Source organism: Comamonas sp. B-9 (assembly GCF_000410635.1).
In the GTDB taxonomy this organism is placed as follows: domain Bacteria; phylum Pseudomonadota; class Gammaproteobacteria; order Burkholderiales; family Burkholderiaceae_C; genus Comamonas.
Genome location: NZ_KE148576.1, coordinates 3,094 through 20,054 on the forward strand (window position 1 = coordinate 3,094; position 16,961 = coordinate 20,054).

General features: G+C 63.9%; 15 protein-coding genes. 3 read left to right on the top strand and 12 right to left on the bottom strand.

Features of this window, described 5'->3' with window-relative positions:
- On the top strand, window positions 1-649 hold a 649-nt coding region (locus H928_RS33315; protein WP_239644956.1), incomplete at its 5' end, for a PLP-dependent aminotransferase family protein.
- Window positions 650-767: 118 nt separating this feature from the next.
- Here the strand turns inward: H928_RS33315 and rpmG are convergent.
- The 3 genes from rpmG to trxB form a co-directional block, all read right to left on the bottom strand.
- The gene (gene rpmG / locus H928_RS0112755; RefSeq protein WP_021026858.1) at window positions 768-938 is read right to left on the bottom strand and encodes a 50S ribosomal protein L33; all 171 of its coding nucleotides are present in this window, start codon (window positions 936-938) and stop codon (window positions 768-770) included.
- An 11-nt stretch (window positions 939-949) separates the two neighbouring features.
- Window positions 950-1,183 carry a 50S ribosomal protein L28 gene (rpmB, locus tag H928_RS0112760; RefSeq protein ID WP_021026859.1) on the bottom strand — a complete coding sequence of 78 codons (234 nt, stop codon included), beginning with the start codon at window positions 1,181-1,183 and terminating at the stop codon, window positions 950-952.
- Window positions 1,184-1,448: 265 nt separating this feature from the next.
- On the bottom strand, window positions 1,449-2,402 hold the full coding sequence (gene trxB / locus H928_RS0112765) for a thioredoxin-disulfide reductase (protein WP_021026860.1): 954 nt from the start codon (window positions 2,400-2,402) through the stop codon (window positions 1,449-1,451).
- Window positions 2,403-2,917: 515 nt separating this feature from the next.
- On the opposite strand from trxB, the gene H928_RS0112770 reads away from it, so the two are divergent.
- Entirely contained in the window at window positions 2,918-5,326 is a 2,409-nt protein-coding gene (locus H928_RS0112770; protein ID WP_027010900.1) for a DNA translocase FtsK, read from the top strand.
- 145 nt (window positions 5,327-5,471) lie between these two features.
- The gene (gene lolA / locus H928_RS0112775) at window positions 5,472-6,104 is read left to right on the top strand and encodes an outer membrane lipoprotein chaperone LolA (protein WP_021026862.1); all 633 of its coding nucleotides are present in this window, start codon (window positions 5,472-5,474) and stop codon (window positions 6,102-6,104) included.
- Window positions 6,105-6,210: 106 nt separating this feature from the next.
- Here the strand turns inward: lolA and H928_RS0112780 are convergent, their stop codons facing one another.
- The 9 genes from H928_RS0112780 to brnQ form a co-directional block, all read right to left on the bottom strand.
- Window positions 6,211-7,533, bottom strand: a complete 1,323-nt coding sequence (locus tag H928_RS0112780) for an LLM class flavin-dependent oxidoreductase (RefSeq protein WP_021026863.1) — start codon at window positions 7,531-7,533, stop codon at window positions 6,211-6,213.
- A complete protein-coding gene (locus H928_RS0112785) occupies window positions 7,530-8,867 on the bottom strand; it encodes an MmgE/PrpD family protein (RefSeq protein WP_021026864.1) in 1,338 nt (445 codons plus the stop codon). The genes H928_RS0112780 and H928_RS0112785 overlap by 4 nt, the downstream gene beginning before the upstream one ends.
- Window positions 8,868-8,869: 2 nt before the next feature.
- Window positions 8,870-9,718: an amino acid ABC transporter ATP-binding protein gene (locus H928_RS0112790; RefSeq protein WP_021026865.1), complete on the bottom strand. Its 849-nt coding sequence runs from the start codon at window positions 9,716-9,718 to the stop codon at window positions 8,870-8,872.
- A complete protein-coding gene (locus tag H928_RS0112795; protein WP_021026866.1) occupies window positions 9,705-10,517 on the bottom strand; it encodes an amino acid ABC transporter permease in 813 nt (270 codons plus the stop codon). The genes H928_RS0112790 and H928_RS0112795 overlap by 14 nt, the downstream gene beginning before the upstream one ends.
- Window positions 10,507-11,256 carry an amino acid ABC transporter permease gene (locus H928_RS0112800; protein ID WP_021026867.1) on the bottom strand — a complete coding sequence of 250 codons (750 nt, stop codon included), beginning with the start codon at window positions 11,254-11,256 and terminating at the stop codon, window positions 10,507-10,509. Before H928_RS0112800 ends, H928_RS0112795 begins: the two co-directional genes overlap by 11 nt.
- 10 nt (window positions 11,257-11,266) lie before the next feature.
- Complete coding sequence (locus H928_RS0112805) at window positions 11,267-12,091, bottom strand: transporter substrate-binding domain-containing protein (RefSeq protein ID WP_021026868.1); 825 nt, start codon at window positions 12,089-12,091, stop codon at window positions 11,267-11,269.
- 66 nt (window positions 12,092-12,157) lie between these two features.
- Entirely contained in the window at window positions 12,158-13,012 is an 855-nt protein-coding gene (locus tag H928_RS0112810; protein ID WP_021026869.1) for a transporter substrate-binding domain-containing protein, read from the bottom strand.
- Between the two features lie 474 nt (window positions 13,013-13,486).
- The gene (gene mqo, locus H928_RS0112820) at window positions 13,487-15,214 is read right to left on the bottom strand and encodes a malate dehydrogenase (quinone) (protein ID WP_021026871.1); all 1,728 of its coding nucleotides are present in this window, start codon (window positions 15,212-15,214) and stop codon (window positions 13,487-13,489) included.
- Between the two features lie 225 nt (window positions 15,215-15,439).
- Window positions 15,440-16,759 carry a branched-chain amino acid transport system II carrier protein gene (gene brnQ / locus H928_RS0112825; protein ID WP_021026872.1) on the bottom strand — a complete coding sequence of 440 codons (1,320 nt, stop codon included), beginning with the start codon at window positions 16,757-16,759 and terminating at the stop codon, window positions 15,440-15,442.
- Window positions 16,760-16,961 lie beyond the last annotated feature (202 nt).

Below are 16,961 nucleotides of genomic sequence, written 5' to 3' on the forward strand. Positions count from 1 at the left end.
CAGCCACAAGAAGCGCCTGGTGGCCCTGTGCCGCGAGTACCGGGTGGCGTTGATCGAGGACGATATCTACCGCGAATTTGTCGAATCCGACGAGGTGCTCAAGCCCTGCAAGGCCTGGGACACCGATGGCTCGGTGATCTACTGCTCCTCGCTGTCCAAAAGCTATGCGCCGGGCCTGCGCCTGGGCTGGATGAATGCCGGGCGCTGGCAGGAGCGGGTGCAGATGATCAAGTTCGCCCGCTCGCGCACCCTGCCGGTCTGGCCCCAGCTGCTGGGGGCGCGCACGATGGGGTCGCCGTCGTACATGCGGCACCTGGTGCGGCTGCGCCAGCAGCTGCGCGTGCAGCGCCAGGCCGCTGCGCAGGCGGTGGCGCGCTATTTTCCGATCGGCACGCGCCTGAGCCTGCCCGCTGGTGGCCTGAGCATCTGGCTGGAGCTGCCCGAGCAAATCTCGTCCAGCCGCCTGTACGACGAGGCGCTGGCCGTCGGCATCCGCGTGGCGCCTGGAGACATGTTCAGCAACACCGGCCATTACGACCACTTTCTGCGGCTGAGCTGCGGCATGCCGTTTACCGACGCAGTGGACGAGGCCTACCGCAGCCTGGGGCGCATGATGCATGCGCAGCTGGGGCTGCCGCCCAGGGCTTGATGCCGGGGCGCCGAGGGCGCGTCGCTTATAAACACCGGACGCAGAAAAGCACAAAGGACACCGAGGTGTCCTTTGTGGTGTTTGCATGCCACCAGGTGAATGGTGGCGTACAGGCTGATTACTTCAGCTTCACTTCCTTGTAATCCACATGCTTGCGAGCCTTGGGATCGAACTTCGTGATCAACATCTTTTCAGGCATTGTCTTCTTGTTCTTGGTGGTCGTGTAGAAGTGACCGGTGCCGGCTGTCGATTCCAGCTTGATTTTTTCGCGTCCGCCTTTGGATGCCATGGTGATACTCCTTAAGCTTGGCCACGTGCGCGCAGGTCTGCGAGCACAGAATCAATACCGTTCTTGTCGATCAGACGCAGAGCGGCGCTGGAAACACGCAGGCGAACCCAGCGGTTTTCAGTTTCCACCCAGAAACGGCGATATTGCAGGTTCGGCAGGAACCGGCGCTTGGTTTTGTTGTTGGCGTGGGAAACGTTGTTTCCCACCATGGGCTTCTTGCCCGTTACTTCGCAAACGCGTGCCATCAGGACACTCCGAAAGTTTTAACAGCTGCTTGCCCTGTCCGCCTCGTTAAAAGCAGCGCGGCTTGCAGCCTCACCTCGCCAATCAAAGGGTGGCGGTAGCCCATGTTCACAGCCGGGCCTGTTCAGTGGTGCAAGACCGCTGGCAAACCTGCCGTAGTTTCCTGTTCACGCGCCGAAGATTGCGAATTAGCAAAAGGCGGCAAGCAGCAAAGCCAAGGATTATAGCCTGAAAGCAAAATTCGGGCTATGCCCCTGGCTTGCGGGCTTATTCCTGTTCCAGGAAGCGCTGGGCATCCAGCGCGGCCATGCAGCCGGTACCCGCGCTGGTAATGGCTTGGCGGTAGACATGGTCTTGCACGTCGCCAGCCGCGAAGATGCCGGGCACGCTGGTTTGTGTGGCAAAACCGCCACGGCCCATCTGGGTCACCAGGTAGCCGTTTTCCATCTCCAGCTGGCCTTGGAAGATATCGGTATTGGGGTGGTGGCCAATGGCGATAAAGCAGCCTTGCAGCGCGATGTCTTCGGTGTGGCCGTCCTGCGTGCTCTTGATGCGGATGCCATTGACGCCCGACTGGTCGCCCAGCACTTCATCGAGCGTGAAATGGGTCTTGAGCTCGATCTTGCCTTCCTGGACCTTCTCCATCAGCTTGTCGACCAGGATGGGCTCGGCCTTGAACTTGTCGCGGCGGTGCACCAGGGTCACCTTGCTGGCGATGTTGGACAGGTAGAGCGCCTCTTCCACGGCAGTGTTGCCGCCGCCGATCACGCAGACGGGCTGCTCGCGGTAGAAGAAACCGTCACAGGTCGCACAGGCCGACACGCCACGGCCCATGAAGGCCTCTTCGGTGGGCAGGCCCAGGTACTTGGCCGATGCGCCGGTGGCGATGATCAGGCTGTCGCAGGTGTAGGTGCCGCTGTCGCCCTTCAAGGTAAAGGGGCGCTTGCTGAAATCGACCTGGTTGATGTGGTCAAAGATGATCTGGGTCTTGAAGCGCTCGGCATGCTCCAAAAAGCGCTGCATCAACGCCGGGCCTTGCACGCCCATCACATCGGCGGGCCAGTTGTCCACTTCGGTGGTGGTCGTCAGCTGGCCGCCCTGGGCCATGCCGGTGATCAGGACGGGATCGAGGTTGGCACGCGCCGCATAGATGGCGGCCGTGTAGCCCGCAGGGCCCGAGCCCAGAATCAGTACTTTGGCATGTTGGTGGATGGCGGACATAGAACTCCTATCGCATTCATGGGGAGCAGATGCGGGGCATCTGCGAATCAATCAAGGGGGCTGGCTCGCGCGCAGCAAAACATGAAAGAGTATCAAACACTAGCCACCCTCTGTGGATGGCTTGTGTCAATGTCCTTGATTGTCGCAAGCCATCGCAGCACCTGAGGACGCCCGGCGCTGCCTTTGCGCACCAATGACAACAATCGTTGCGGCGTGCTGGCGCAAGGGGTGGGATTGTAGGAAGATAGGTAGATTACAAAATGTTGCGTATTGCCTGGTGACAGGGGCATAGCACCGGTAGCGAGCCATGCTTTTCGTGCATCAGATTTATGTTTTTATTGGGTATTTGTGCTGATGGCCAGCGCCTGTCGCGGCCTTGGCGGCCCGCTCTGTGCGGGAGGGCGGCCCGCACTTTGCCTGAAGCACCGCGTCGCACCGGGGCATCACCCAGCCCCAGGCCCCTGGCCTGCTATCGAATTTGCAATCCGCTTAGGGTAAGCTCTGGCTCCTAGGTTATGGCTTACTCATCAAAGAAATCAAAGACAGCACCCCAGACCGGCCATTCGCTGGTGATGGGGGTTCGCCGTTTTGGGCACGAGCTGGTGCTCATCGTCAGTTTTGTGCTGATGGCGTTTTGCGTGGCGGCCATGGTCAGCTACTCGCCCAAGGACCCGGCCTGGTCCACCTCGGGCACCCAAATTGCCGGCCATGTCAGCAACTGGATGGGGCGCCTGGGCGCGATGGTGTCTGACGGCGGCTATTTCATGGTGGGTTTTTCGGTTTGGTGGCTGGTGGTCGCGGCCGTGCTGGCCTGGTTCTCGTCGCTGGCACGCTGGCTGCGCGCCGGGGAGGCACCGCCCAATGATCCGCGCCCGCTGTGGCTGCGCCGCATGGTGTTCTGGGGTGGTCTGGTGGTGCTGCTGCTGGCCAGCGCTGCGCTGGAATGGTCGCGCCTCTACCGCTTTGAGGCCAGCCTGCCTGGCGCTGCCGGCGGTGTGCTGGGCTTTTTGCTCGGCCCGCTGGCCGAGCGTTGGATGGGTTTTACCGGCTCGGGCATTGTCGGCGTCATGCTGCTGCTGCTGGGCCTGTCCTGGATTCTGGGCTTCTCCTGGGGCCAGATCGCCGAGAAGGTCGGCGCCGGGATTGAACGCACTTTGCAAAAGCTGATGCTGCGCCGCGAAGCCGCTGCCGACAAGGCCGTGGGCAAGAAGGCGGCGCAGGCGCGTGAGGCCGAGGTCAGCAGTGCGGCGCCCGCGCCGATGGCCTCGCGCATGGATCCGACCGGTGATGGCCTGGACAGCATGCTGCCTGCTGCGCCGCGCAGCGCAGCTGTCGATTCGGGCCTGCATATCGCCCAGCCGCTCAAGCCCCAGGCGCAGCCCAGCGCCCGTGTGGTCAAGGAGCGGCAAAAGCCGCTGTTCAACGAGCTGCGCGACACACGCCTGCCCCAGGTCGACCTGCTCGATGCGGCGCCCAAGACGCAGGAGAGCGTCTCCTACGAAACCCTGGAGATGACCAGCCGCCTGATCGAGAAAAAGCTCAAGGACTTTGGCGTTGAGGTGCGCGTGGTCGAGGCCGCGCCCGGCCCGGTGATCACCCGCTATGAGATCGAGCCGGCCACCGGCGTCAAGGGCTCGCAGATCGTCAACCTGGCCAAGGACCTGGCCCGTTCGCTGTCGCTGGTGTCGATCCGCGTGGTCGAGACCATCCCCGGCAAGACCTATATGGCACTGGAGCTGCCCAATGCCAAGCGCCAGACCATCCGCCTGACCGAAATCCTGGGCTCGCACGAGTACCACGATGCCAAGAGCCTGCTGACCATGGGCCTGGGCAAGGACATCATCGGCAAGCCGGTGGTGGCCGACCTGGCCAAGATGCCGCATGTGCTGGTCGCCGGTACCACCGGTTCCGGTAAGTCCGTGGGTATCAACGCGATGATCCTGTCCGTGCTCTACAAGGCCGAGGCCAAGGATGTGCGGCTGATGATGATCGACCCCAAGATGCTGGAAATGTCGGTCTACGAAGGCATTCCGCACCTGCTGTGCCCGGTGGTGACCGACATGAAGCAGGCGGCCAACGGCCTGAACTGGTGCGTGGCCGAGATGGAGCGCCGCTACAAGCTGATGAGCAAGCTGGGCGTGCGCAACCTGGCGGGCTATAACACCAAGATCGACGAGGCCAAGGCGCGCGAGGAAAGCATCCCCAACCCCTTCAGCCTGACGCCCGAGTCGCCCGAGCCCTTGCAGCGCCTGCCGCATATCGTCGTGGTGATCGACGAGCTGGCCGACCTGATGATGGTGGTCGGCAAGAAGATCGAAGAGCTGATTGCGCGCCTGGCGCAAAAGGCGCGCGCCGCCGGTATCCACCTGATCCTGGCCACGCAGCGCCCCAGCGTCGATGTGATCACCGGCCTGATCAAGGCCAATATCCCCTCGCGTATCGCGTTCTCGGTGGGCTCCAAGATCGACAGCCGCACCATCCTGGACCAGATGGGCGCCGAGGCGCTGCTGGGCATGGGGGACATGCTCTACATGGCCAGCGGCACGGGCTTCCCGGTGCGGGTGCATGGCGCCTTTGTGTCCGACGAGGAAGTGCACCGCGTGGTCAGCTACCTCAAGGAGCAGGGCGAGCCCGACTATATCGACGGCGTGCTCGAAGGCGGCACGGGCGAGGGCGATTCCGGCTTTGGCGATGAAGAAGGCGGCGGCAGCGGCGAGAAGGACCCGATGTACGACCAGGCGGTCGAGATCGTGCTCAAGGACCGCAAGGCCAGCATCTCCTACGTGCAGCGCAAGCTGCGCATCGGCTACAACCGCTCGGCCAACCTGCTCGAAGAGATGGAGCGCGCCGGCCTGGTGAGCGCCTTGACCGGCAGCGGCCAGCGCGAAGTGCTGGTGGCCCACCGTCCCGGCGGTGAAGAATAGCGCAGCGGCGGGGAAACATTCGCAAAGCCAGCGCCCTAGCGGCCCACCGCGGGCACTTGTGGCCAGCTGCCGCACTCCAAACCCCTTGTTGGCCTGAAAGTGGCCCATGCATTGGCTTTGTTCGCAAAGCACGAAAGGATTCACGATGAAACAATGGATCGCAGCAGCCGCCCTGGTCAGCCTGGCCGGTTGGGCACAGGCCGATGGCCTGCAAAGCCTGGAAAAGTTCATGACCAGCTCGCAGGCCGGTGAAGCCCAGTTCACGCAGACGGTCACCTCGCCCGCCAAGCAGGGCCAGGCAGGCAGGGTCAAGACTTCCAGCGGCAGCTTTGCATTCCAGCGGCCGGGCAAGTTCAAGTTCATCTACCAAAAGCCGTTTGACCAGACCATCGTCGCCGATGGCACGGTGTTGACCGTCTATGACGCCGACCTGAACCAGGTCACCCAGCGCCAGCAGAGCAAGGCCCTGGGCCAGACCCCTGCGGCCCTGCTGGCGTCCGCGTCGAGCCTGCAGGCGCTGAAGGCCGAGTTTGACGTGAGCAGCCTGCCCGAGGCCGATGGCCAGCAATGGGCCCAGGCCATCCCGAAGAACAAGGACGGCCAGATCAAGCAGGTCAAGGTCGGCTTCAAGGGCGATGAGCTGCAGACCCTGGAGATCGAGGATGGCTTTGGCCAGCGCTCGGTGCTGCGCTTTGTCGGCTTCAAGGCCCTGCCTTCGCTGCCGGGCTCGGCGTTCGAGTTTGCGATTCCGTCCGGTGCGGAAGTGATCCGCCAGTAAGACCACAAGCCATTGCAACAAAGCCCTGGCTGTCAGGTACGGCCAGGGCTTTGTTTTGGGCTGAGCAGCGCTGGGCGGCTTCAGTCTCCCGTGTCGTGACTGCTGCCTAGCGCGCAGCGTAGCGGCTGGCCGGGCGGCTCAGGCCCAGGTGGTCGCGCAAGGTACGGCCGCTGTACTCGGTACGGAACAGGCCTCGGCGGCGCAGCTCGGGCAGGACCAGGGCCACAAAGTCATTCAGCCCGCCAGGGAAGTAGGGCGGCATGATGTTGAAGCCGTCGGCGGCCTCGCCCTCAAACCATTCCTGCAGCGCGTCGGCAATCTGCGCCGGCGTGCCAACGACGATGCGGTGTCCGCGTGAGCCGGCGACCAGGTGGTAGAGCTGGCGCAGGCTCAGGTTATCGCGGCGGGCCAGGTCGGTCAGCAGCTTGGCGCGGCTCTTGAGCTGGTCGGACTCGGGCAGGTCGGGCAGCGGGCCGTCCAGCGGGTAGCCGGAGATATCGTGGCCCAGCCGCTCGGACAGCATGGACAGTGCACCTGAGGTGTCCACCCATTGCTGCAATTGCTCGTAGCGGTCCTTGGCCTCTTGCGCCGTACGGCCGATGACGGGGAACACACCGGGCATCAGGTGCACCTGCGATGGGTCGCGGTTCCACTGGCCCAGCTGGCTTTTCAGACCCCGGTAGAAAACGCTGGCCTCCTCCAGCGTCTGCTGGGCGGTGAAGACGACATCGGCCGTGCGGGCTGCCAGCGCCTGGCCGGGCTCGGACGAGCCCGCCTGGATCACGATGGGGTGGCCCTGCGGCGGGCGCGGTGCATTCAGCGGGCCTTTGATGCGGAAATGCGCGCCCTCGTAGTCCAGCGTGTGCAGCTTGGCGGGGTCGAAGTACACACCGCTGTCCTTGTTGCGCACGATGGCATCGTCCTCCCAGCTGTCCCACAGGCCTTTGACCACATCGACAAACTCGCCGGCCATCGCATAGCGCTCGGCATGGTTGGGGTGGTTGCCACGGGTGAAATTGGCGGCCGTGCGGTCATAGGAGGTGGTGACCACGTTCCAGGCGGCCCGGCCCTGCGAGAGCAGATCCAGCGAGGCGAACGAGCGGGCAATGTGGTAGGGCTCGCTGTAGGTTGTCGAGGCCGTGGCTGCCAGGCCAATGTGGCTGGTGGTCATGGACAGGGCCGACAGCAGGGTCAGCGGCTCAAAGCGCAGTGCGGCCGAAGGGTGCATGTCGGGTGTGGCGCTCAGGCCATCGGCCAGGAAGACCATGTCGAACTTGGCGTCTTCAGCGGTCTTGGCCAAGCGCTGGATCAGGCCCAGGTTTTCGCTGCCAGACTCGGCATCGGGGTGGCGCCAGCCAGCCACGTGGTGGCCGGCGCCTTGCAGGAACAGGCCCAGGCGCATCTGGCGGGGAGTGGAGGTAGAGGTCATGCTTGCACCAAAGAGAACAAAGCGGTCAGTTGAATCAGGTCGTCACGGCTGCGCATGCGGCCAACCAGTGCAGGCACGGCGCGCAGCGCCTCTGGCTGCTGCTGCGTGGTGTCGGCAAACTTGGCGGCCAGGTCCTTGGCACGGCTGAGGCCTTGCACGTGCTGCATGTACTGGCGGCCATCGTGCAGCGTCACTTCCACGGTGGAGAAACGGGTCTTGGGGTCGGTGGAGGCACGCGCTGCATGCGGGTCATGGGCACGGCTGACACGGCGGCCAAAGGCCCGCAGGTCTTCGCGGGCAGGGCGCTCGTCAAACAGCGACAGGCCCAGCGCGCCATCGACCAAGGCAGCGGCCAGCACATATTCGACGCTGAAGCGGCCTTCCAGACCGGTGGCTGGGTCGGTCACGGTCAGTGGCGTATCCCCGGCGGGCGGGAAGACCACACGCACTGCGGCAATGTCCTCGGCACGCAGCTGGTGCGTGGCGCGCAGCGCCAGCGCGGCGTCGGCCGCATAGTGCGTGGCTGTGCAGCAGGCATAGGGCTTGAAGTACAGGCCGGGCGTGACGATCTGCCAGGGCGCGCCCCAGTCGGCCAGCGCGCGTCCTGCATCGGCTGCGCCAAAGCCATAGGCGTCCAGAAAGCCGATGGGTGCTTCCAGCACGCCGGGTGCGCCTTGCAGGCCGGCCTGTGCCAGCTGCGCCGCAAACAGGCCAGCGCGTGCGGCCAGACCGGCGTGCAGCGGCTTGGCCTCGCTGCCAAACTGCAGGCGCAGACCACCGGCCTGCGTGGCGGCCAGACCCAGTGCGTTTTCGGTGGCGGCGGCATCCAGCTTCAGCAGGCGGGCGCAGGCAGCGGCTGCGCCCAGAGGGCCCAGCGTGGCGGTGTTGTGAAAGCCGTTTTCGTAGTGCTTGCTGCCCAGGGCCAGACCCAGGCGGGCCATGGCTTCGACGCCGACGATATAGGCATCCAGCAGGTCGAGGGCGCTGGCTGCGGGCAGGGTATCGGCCAGCGCAAACAGGGCCGGCAGCAGCACGGTGCCAGGGTGGCCACGCACGCTGGAGTGCACATCGTCAAAGTCCAAAGCATGGCCGGCATAGCCGTTGAGCAAGGCGGCACTCGCGGCATCGGTCGTGGTGGCTTGGCCGATCACACGGGCCGCGCCGCCAGCTTGTGGCAGTACGCCACGCAGCTTGTGCCAGGCCGGATCAGCGGGGCCGGGAAAGGCCGAAGCCAGAAAATCCAGCACGCCTTCGCGTGCGGCCTGCACGGCGGCGGCATCTTCCAGCGGGCGGGCATCGGCAATGCGCCGCGCAAAGTCCTGGCTGAGGGTCATGGTCAGAAAGCCAGTGGGGTGGCTGGCGTAAAAGGGGTCGATGGATGCTGCGCTGCAGGCGGCAGGCGGGCGCTGCGGTCACCGCCCAGCGCCCGGTGCAGAAAGCTGCGGGTGCGTTCGTTGCTTGGCTGGCCAAAGATTTGCGCGGGCGTGCCGTGTTCGACGATGCGGCCTGCCTCGGTGAAGTAGACGTGGTCGCTGATCTCCTCGGCAAAGCGCATCTCGTGCGTCACCAGCGCGCAGGTCATGCCGTCGCGCACCAGTTCGCGGATCACGGTGAGCACCTCGCCGACGGTTTCGGGGTCCAGCGCCGAGGTCACTTCGTCGAACAGCATCAGCTCGGGCCGCATGGCCAGTGCACGGGCAATGGCCACGCGCTGCTGCTGGCCGCCGGACAGCTCGCCAGGGTAGGCATGGGCCTTGTGCGACAGGCGAACCTTGTCCAGCAGCACGCGCGCCTCGCGCTCGGCTTCGCCACGCTCGCGGCCCAGCACGCGGGTGGGCGCGATCACCAGGTTCTGCAGCACGGTCAGGTGCGGGAACAGGTTGTACTGCTGAAAGACAAAGCCCACGCGCTGGCGCAGGGCGATCAGTTCGGCCTCGGTGCGCAGCTCCTGCACCTGGGTCTCGCCCACGCGGATCTGGCCTTGTTGCGGGCGCAGCAGGCCGGTGATGCAGCGCAGGATGGTGGACTTGCCCGAGCCCGAGGGGCCGATGATGGTGACGGCCTGGCCGCGTGGAATATCGACATCAATGCCCTTGAGCACTTCGTTGGCGCCAAAGGCCAGATGGATATCGCGCAGCTGCACCAGCGGCGCGGTCTGGGTGGAGGGAGTTTCAGCGGAAGGCATGGCGTTTTTCCAGGCGCCGTGTGGTGCGCGCAATGGGGTAGCAATAGGCAAAGAACAGCGCCAGCAGCGTGACATACACCAGGATGGTGAAGTCGGTACGGGCGACGGTGTTGCTGGCAATCTGGGCCGTGTCCACAATGTCATGCACACCGACCAGCGAGGCCAGCGAGGTGCTCATCGTGATGCTGGCGTAGAGGTTCATCCAGGGCGGCAGCATGCGGCGTACGCACTGCGGCAGGATGATCCAGCCAAAGATCTGCCAGCGCTTGAAGGCCAGCGACTGCGCCGCCTCCCACTGGGCCGTCGGAATGGACTGGATGGCCCCGCGAAAGATCTCGGCCACCACGGCCGAGGTCGGCAAGGCCAGGCCCAGCACGACCTTGATCCAGTCTGGAAAGGGCAGGCGCCAGTGCAGCAGCTGCAGCTCGAACGGGAAGACATAGGTGGTGAAATAGATCAGCACCAGGATGGGCGCATTGCGAAAGGCCTGTACATACCAGTGCGTGGCGCTGCGCAGCGCGGCCCATTGCGAGAGCGCCAGTGCCCCCACGAACAGACCCGCCACCGTGCCGATGGCCATGGCCAGCATGCTGATGTAGATATTGGTCCACATGCCGCGCACCAAGGCGGGTGACCATTGCCACAAATGGGCCAGCGCAGGCGGAAAACCGCCTTCGGCATGCCACCAAACGGCCAGCAGCGCGGCGGCCACCAGCAGTCCCAGCAGCCAGGGGTTCAGCAGCAGCGCGGACCAGCGCAGGGCCGGTGCGGGCTGTGAAGATGTCAGTTCACTGGCCATAGCCGGGCATCCTCAGGCGGTGTTCGAGCCAGCGGCCCGCGCGGCTGACCAGCCAGGTCAAGCCCCAGAAATAAAGCAGGATCAGCAGCAGCAGCTCCAGCACGTTGTCACGCTGCGTCCAGATCATCACGGACTCGTAGGTCACATCGCCCACCGCAATGGCCGATGCCACGGCGGTCATCTTCACCAGATCGACCATATTGTTCACCAGGGCCGGCAGCGCAAAGCGCAGGGCCAGTGGCAGCTCTACGCGCCACAGCAGCTGGCGGCGGCTGAAGCCCAGCGACTGTCCTGCCTCCAAGGTTGCATGAGGCACGGCCTCGATACCGGCGCGCAGTGCCTCGGCATGGAATACGCCCTTGTGCAGCGAGACCACGATAAAGACCCAGACAAAGGGCGTGAGCGGGTTCACGCCGCCATGCGCTTGCAGGCTTTGCGTGATCAGCATGTTCAGCACCAGAAAGGCGCAGTACAACTGAACCAAGGTGGGGGTGTTGCGGGTGAGCTCGACAAAGGCGCGCGTCGTTCCACGCAGCCAGCGCTGGCCTGAAGTCAGTCCGGCAGCCAGCAATACACCTGCCACCAGGCTGCCTGGAATCACCAGCAGGCACAGCTTCAAGGTGACGCCCAGGCCACGGATGAAGGCATCGCGTTCATAGGCTTCCAGCAGAAATGCGAAGTTCAGGCCGAGCGGCTTGGCGGCCTGCACCAGCCATGGGTAGAAGCTGTGCTCCAACATGGCGATTCCGTCAGGCAGGCGTCTTGCGGTACTTGGCCTGCAGGTCGAACAAGCTTTGCGATGGACTGAGCCCGTTTTTTTTCACGGTCTCAATCAGCCAGCCGCTGCGGTGCCACTGCTGAATGATGCGGTCGATGGCGGCACTGGCATCGCTCTCGCCCTTGCGCACCCAGATCACCTGGGGCGAGGGAATCAGGTCCTGAGCCAGCGGCAGTTCGTAGTCCCTCCAGTCACTGCCGCTGGCAACCATGAGCCGCAAGGTGGGGCTGACATGGACGGCGGCATCGCAGCCGCCGCCGCGCAGTGCCAACAGCGATTCGGGCTGACCACGAAAGGCCTTGATCTTGGCACCGTATTCCTCGATCAGCGGCTTGGTGTAGTTGGAACCTTGCGAAACGCAAACGGTCTTGCCGCGCACGTCGTCCCACTGCTTGAAGCTGCCGCCCTTGCGAGTCAGCAGCGCGCCGCCAATCTCCTCAAACGGGGTGGGGGCGAAGTCCAGGATCTCGGAGCGCTCCTGCGTCCAGGACATGTTGGCGATCAGCACATCCACCTTGCCCGATTGCAGAAACTGCACACGATTGGAAGGTTGGACCTGCACGGCCTCCAGCTTCACACCCAGGCCGGTAGCCACGGCCTGGGCGAGATCGACGTTGAAACCTTCGGGTTTTTGGGTCGCTGGGTTGATCGTGCCAAACGGCGGGCCCGACAAAATGACACCGATGGTGACCTGGCCACGCTGCTTGATTTTGTCGAGCGTGGCATCGGCATGGGCCAGGTGGGCGGTCAGTGCCAGGGCGCTGACGGCGGCGGTGGAGAAAAAGCGAGAGGTCATGGCGAATGGGCAATGGCGGCCTGCCGCAGAGGGCGGGCCGCTTGGTGGCGCGAGAGCGGAGCGGGACTACTTGGACTTGGCGGCCTGCAAGGCCTGTTGCTGCAGTTCCACGAGCGCCGGCAGCGGTGGCGTGATGCCCAGGCGTTTTTCTGTGTCGATCAACCAGCCCGTGCGGTGCCAGTTCTGGATGACCCGGTCGACTGCTGCAATGGTGTCGTTCTCGCCTTTGCGGGTCCAGACGACGGAAGGCGCCTCGCCCAAGGCCAGGGTGATCGGTGCATCAAAGTCTGTCCAATCGGCATTGGTTTTGAGCAGGGGGTAGATCAGCGTGGTGTCGTGCACGGAGGCCACGCAGTTGCCACCGCGGAGTGCCAGCAAGGCCTCTGCCGAGCCTTTGAAGCCCTTGACCTGTGCGCCATAGTCAGCCCCCAAAATGCGGGCATAGCTGCCGCCTTGCGAGGCGCAGACGGGTTTGCCGCGCAAGTCCTCCCACTTGGTCAGGCCACTGCCCTTGCGAGCGATGGCGGTGCCGCCCACCTTGTAGAACGGGGTGGGCGCAAAGCCCATTACCTCGGCACGCTCGGGGTTCCAGTCGATGGAGGCGATCAGCAAATCGACCTTGCCCGACTGCAGAAACTGCACGCGATTGGAGGGCTGCACCTGAATCAGCGTGGCGTCCGCGCCCAGGTCACGCGCCAGCTGGCGTGCGAGTTCGGGGTTCCAGCCAATGAAGCGCTGGTTGGAGGGGTCAATCGAGCCTGTGGGGCCGCCGTTGAGCAACACGCCAATGGTGACGGACTTGTTGGCCTTGATCTTGTCCAGCGTGGCATCCGCTTGGGCGCTAGCGGCACACAGCGCCAGCGCAGTGGCGAAGACCAGGGTCGAGAGTGGGGGGGAGGAGAAAGAGACCGTCGAACGCATATCAAATGGGCTGCCTAGGCGCAGAAAAAGAGAGAGAAATGACCGCAGATAACCCCCATTGTTCGGGCTGCGTGCTGGAGGTGACAACGAAGTTTTTCGTGCTTGGGTATGCGTAAGTCTTCTATGCGGGCGGAGGACGCCTGGATGGACGGCTACCCCTTGTGCTGGCGGAGCAGGTCCGGTGGATGCTGAAAGCGGCGCTGCTGTGCCACCGGGCAAGCGATCGGCTGCAGCGCCGGCAGGTGGTGGCCACGGGCAGGCAAAATAAAAACGCCCGATGCATGGCATCGGGCGTTTGGGGCCGAATGGCTTAGGCAGGTGCCGGCAGTCCCACTGACTACCTCAGCAAGGGCGGGTCACGGCGCTTGTCTTGCCGGACGCGGATTGCAAGCGTTTGGGCCTGCGCATCGTATGCGCCGCTCGCAGTTTAAGGTAGGGCCCATGGCTGAGGGGTGGTATGGCAGCTTGTGCCTATCACAGCGCCATGTCCGGCACTTTCTTGACAGCACCCTTGTCTTCCTGGGGCTGCACACCGGCTTCCACGCCGTGCAGGCTGGGCGAGGCAATCGCCAGGTTCAGCGCCTGCTCGGTGGCCTGCCATTCCTGCTGCAGCAGCGCAGGGTTCTCGTTGAGCTTGACGCCATAGCTTGGCACGATCTGGCGGATCTTGGCTTGCCATTCGGCGCTCTTGACCTTCTCGGGGAAGGCCTTTTCCAGCAGGGTCAGCATGATCGCTGGCGAGGTCGAGCCGCCGGGCGACGCGCCCAGCAGTGCGGTGAGCGAACGGTCCTGGGCCACGACGACCTCGGTGCCGAGCTTGAGGATGCCACCCTTTTCGGGGTCGTTCTTGATGATCTGCACCCGCTGGCCCGCTTCCCACAGGCGCCAGTCGGCATCCTTGGCCTCGGGCATGTAATGGCGCAGCGCGTCCATCTTCTGCTCCTTGTTCAGGCTCAGCTGCTGGGCCAGGTACTTGACCAGCGCAAACTCGTTGACGCCGACCTGCAGCTGCGGGATCACGTTGGCAAAGGTCGTGGCCTTGGCCAGGTCAAAGTAGGAGCCGTTCTTCAGGAACTTGCTCGACCAGGTCGCGAACGGCCCGAACAGCAGCACACGCTTGCCGTCCAGCACGCGGGTGTCCAGGTGGGGCACCGACATCGGAGGCGAGCCGGTATCGGCCAGGCCATAGACCTTGGCCAGGTGGCGCTCGGTGATCTCGGGCTTTTCGGTGACCAGGAACTCGCCGCCCACGGGGAAGCCGCCATAGACCTTGGACTCGGGGATGCCCGACAGCTGCAGCAGCGGCAGCGCCGCGCCACCGGCGCCGATGAAGATAAAGCGCGCATCCACCGTCTGGATCTTGCTGCTGTCCTTCATGTCGAAGGCCGACACGCGCCAGGAGCCGTCGCTGTTGCGCGTGATGGAGCGCACTTCCTGGCCGGTGCTCAGCTTGAAGTTGGGCTTGGACGACAGGTTCTTGTAGAACTGGCGCGTGATCTCGCCCAGGTTGACGTCGGTGCCCAGCGGCGAGCGGGTGGCGGTCACCACTTCGGCCGGGTCGCGGCCTTCCATCATCAGCGGAATCCATTCCTTGATCTGCGCCGGGTCGATGGACGACTCCATGCCGGTGAACAGCGGCGAGGCTTCCAGCGCCTTCAGGCGCTTTTGGATGAAGGAGCGGTTTTCCTCGCCGAACACCAGGTTCATGTGTGGCGTGGAGTTGATGAACTCGCGGGGATTGCCCAGTACACCGGCGCGCACCTGGTGCGACCAGAACTGGCGCGACACCTGGAAGTTTTCATTAATGTTAATGGCAGAAGAAATCTGCACATTGCCATTTTTATCCATCGGTGTGTAATTGAGCTCGCACAGCGCCGAGTGGCCGGTGCCGGCATTATTCCAGCCGTTGGAGCTTTCTTCGGCAACCTGGTCCAGGCGCTCGAACAATTCATAGCTCCAGCCGGGTTCGAGCTCCTGCAGATAAACGCCCAAGGTGGCACTCATGATGCCGCCGCCAATCAGCAGCACATCGACCTGGCGGTCCGCTTTTTCTGCGCGGTATTGGCTGCCAAAGAAATACTGGTAACCGACCACGCCCGCACCGACCGCTGCCGCCGAGGCGACGAACTTGCGACGGGTGAAGCCCTTCTTGGGCGCTTTGGCAGCGGTGGCCGCTTGGGGATTTTCTGTTGGATTCGTCATTGCTGAAACTCCACAAATTTTTGGATTTTGACAGTGTTGTCGTAAAAGACCATGAATAACCATGGTTTAAGCAGGCTCAATGTCTCTCCGATTCTGGGGTGCCTGTTCTGACGGTATTGAGCTGCTTGGCTTAGGCGGTTCTAAATAAGGGTGCCAATGAATATCCGAGGCCGATAGTAACGGTGGCTTTGCATATCCATTAATCAGGAAGTGGTTAATCAGCTATCAAGGACGCACGGGTATTTGGCGGCGTGCCAAAAACCAGTCGGCCAGGCCGGCGCAGACCACGGTGGCAGCCACGGGGGTGACCCAGCCCAGGCCCAGCGCGGCGCCGGGCAGGTGGTCCAGCCAGGTGGGCAGGGCAGCGGTCCATTGCAGCGCCTTGGCGCCATCGACCAGGCCAAACACCAGGGCCACCAGCATCACCGGGATGTAGACCCGAGCGGGCTGCTGCCAGCGCTGCAGCAGGCTGAGCGAGACCAGCGCAATCGCGGGGGGGTAGAGGGCGACCAGCACCGGGCCTGCGATCTCGATCAGCTGCGCCAGGCCCTGGTTGGCCACGGCGGCGCTGAAGATGCACAAGGACAGCGCGACACTGCGGTAGGAGAAGCCCGTCAGCTGGCTGAAAAAGCTGCTGCAGGCGCTCACCAGGCCCACGCCGGTGGTCAGGCAGGCCAGCAGGATCACGGCGGCAATCAGCCAGATGCCGGCGCTGCCAAAGCGGTGCTGCACAAAGGCGCTGAGGATCTGCACGCCGGTCACGGTGTTCTGCGCCAGCTCGCCACTGGTGGCGCCCAGGTAGCACAGCGAGATGTAGACCAGGCTCAGGCACACTGCGGCAATCAGCCCGGCATAGATGGCGTAGCGGGTGTGCAGGCGCGCATCGGTCACGCCCGCATCTTTGATGGCGTTGACGATGACAATGCCGAACACCAGCGAGGCGAGGGCGTCCATGGTCTGGTAGCCCTGCACAAAGCCCTGGGCAAAGGCGGCCAGCTGCGTGCCATAGTCGGGGTTGGCCGTGCTGTAGCCGCCCACCGGGGCCAGCACTGCCATGCCGCCCAGCGCCAGCAGCGCGGCAATCAGCAGCGGGGTGATGAGCTTGCCCAGCAGGTCCATCAGCTTGCCGGGGAACAGCGACAGCAGCAGCACCAGCGAGAAATAGACAATGCTGAACACCAGCAGCGCAATCGAGGTGTTGCCGACAAAGGGGGCAATGCCCATCTCGAACGAGACGGTGGCGGTGCGCGGCGTGGCAAAGAAGGGGCCGATCGTCAGGTAGATCGTGGTGGCCAGCAGCAGGCCGGCCATGCGGCCAATCGGATGCGTCAGCTGGTCCAGACCACCGCCCACGCGGGCCAGCGCCACCACGCCCAGCAGCGGCAGGCCTACGCCTGTCAGCAAAAAGCCGGTTGTCGCGCCCAGCAGGTTCTCGCCAGCGGCCAGGCCGACCAGTGGCGGGAAAATGATGTTTCCCGCGCCCAGGAACAGGGCAAAGGTCATGAAGCCGAGGGCGATAATGTCCCTGGTTTTCAGTGATTTCATAAAGGCTCTTGGTTCTTGCTGGTTAGCGCCCACTTAAGGGAGCTGCACCTGGCGAATGGAGTCACGGAGACGGGCATCAGAAAAATGGCCCCATGCGAACATGTGCTGTGAAAAGCGTTGGCTGCTGCTCGTACGGCAAATAGGCCTTGAGCGCGTGGCGTCGATGTCGGGGCTGTTGTTATAGGCTGGGCCAATAAGGGCC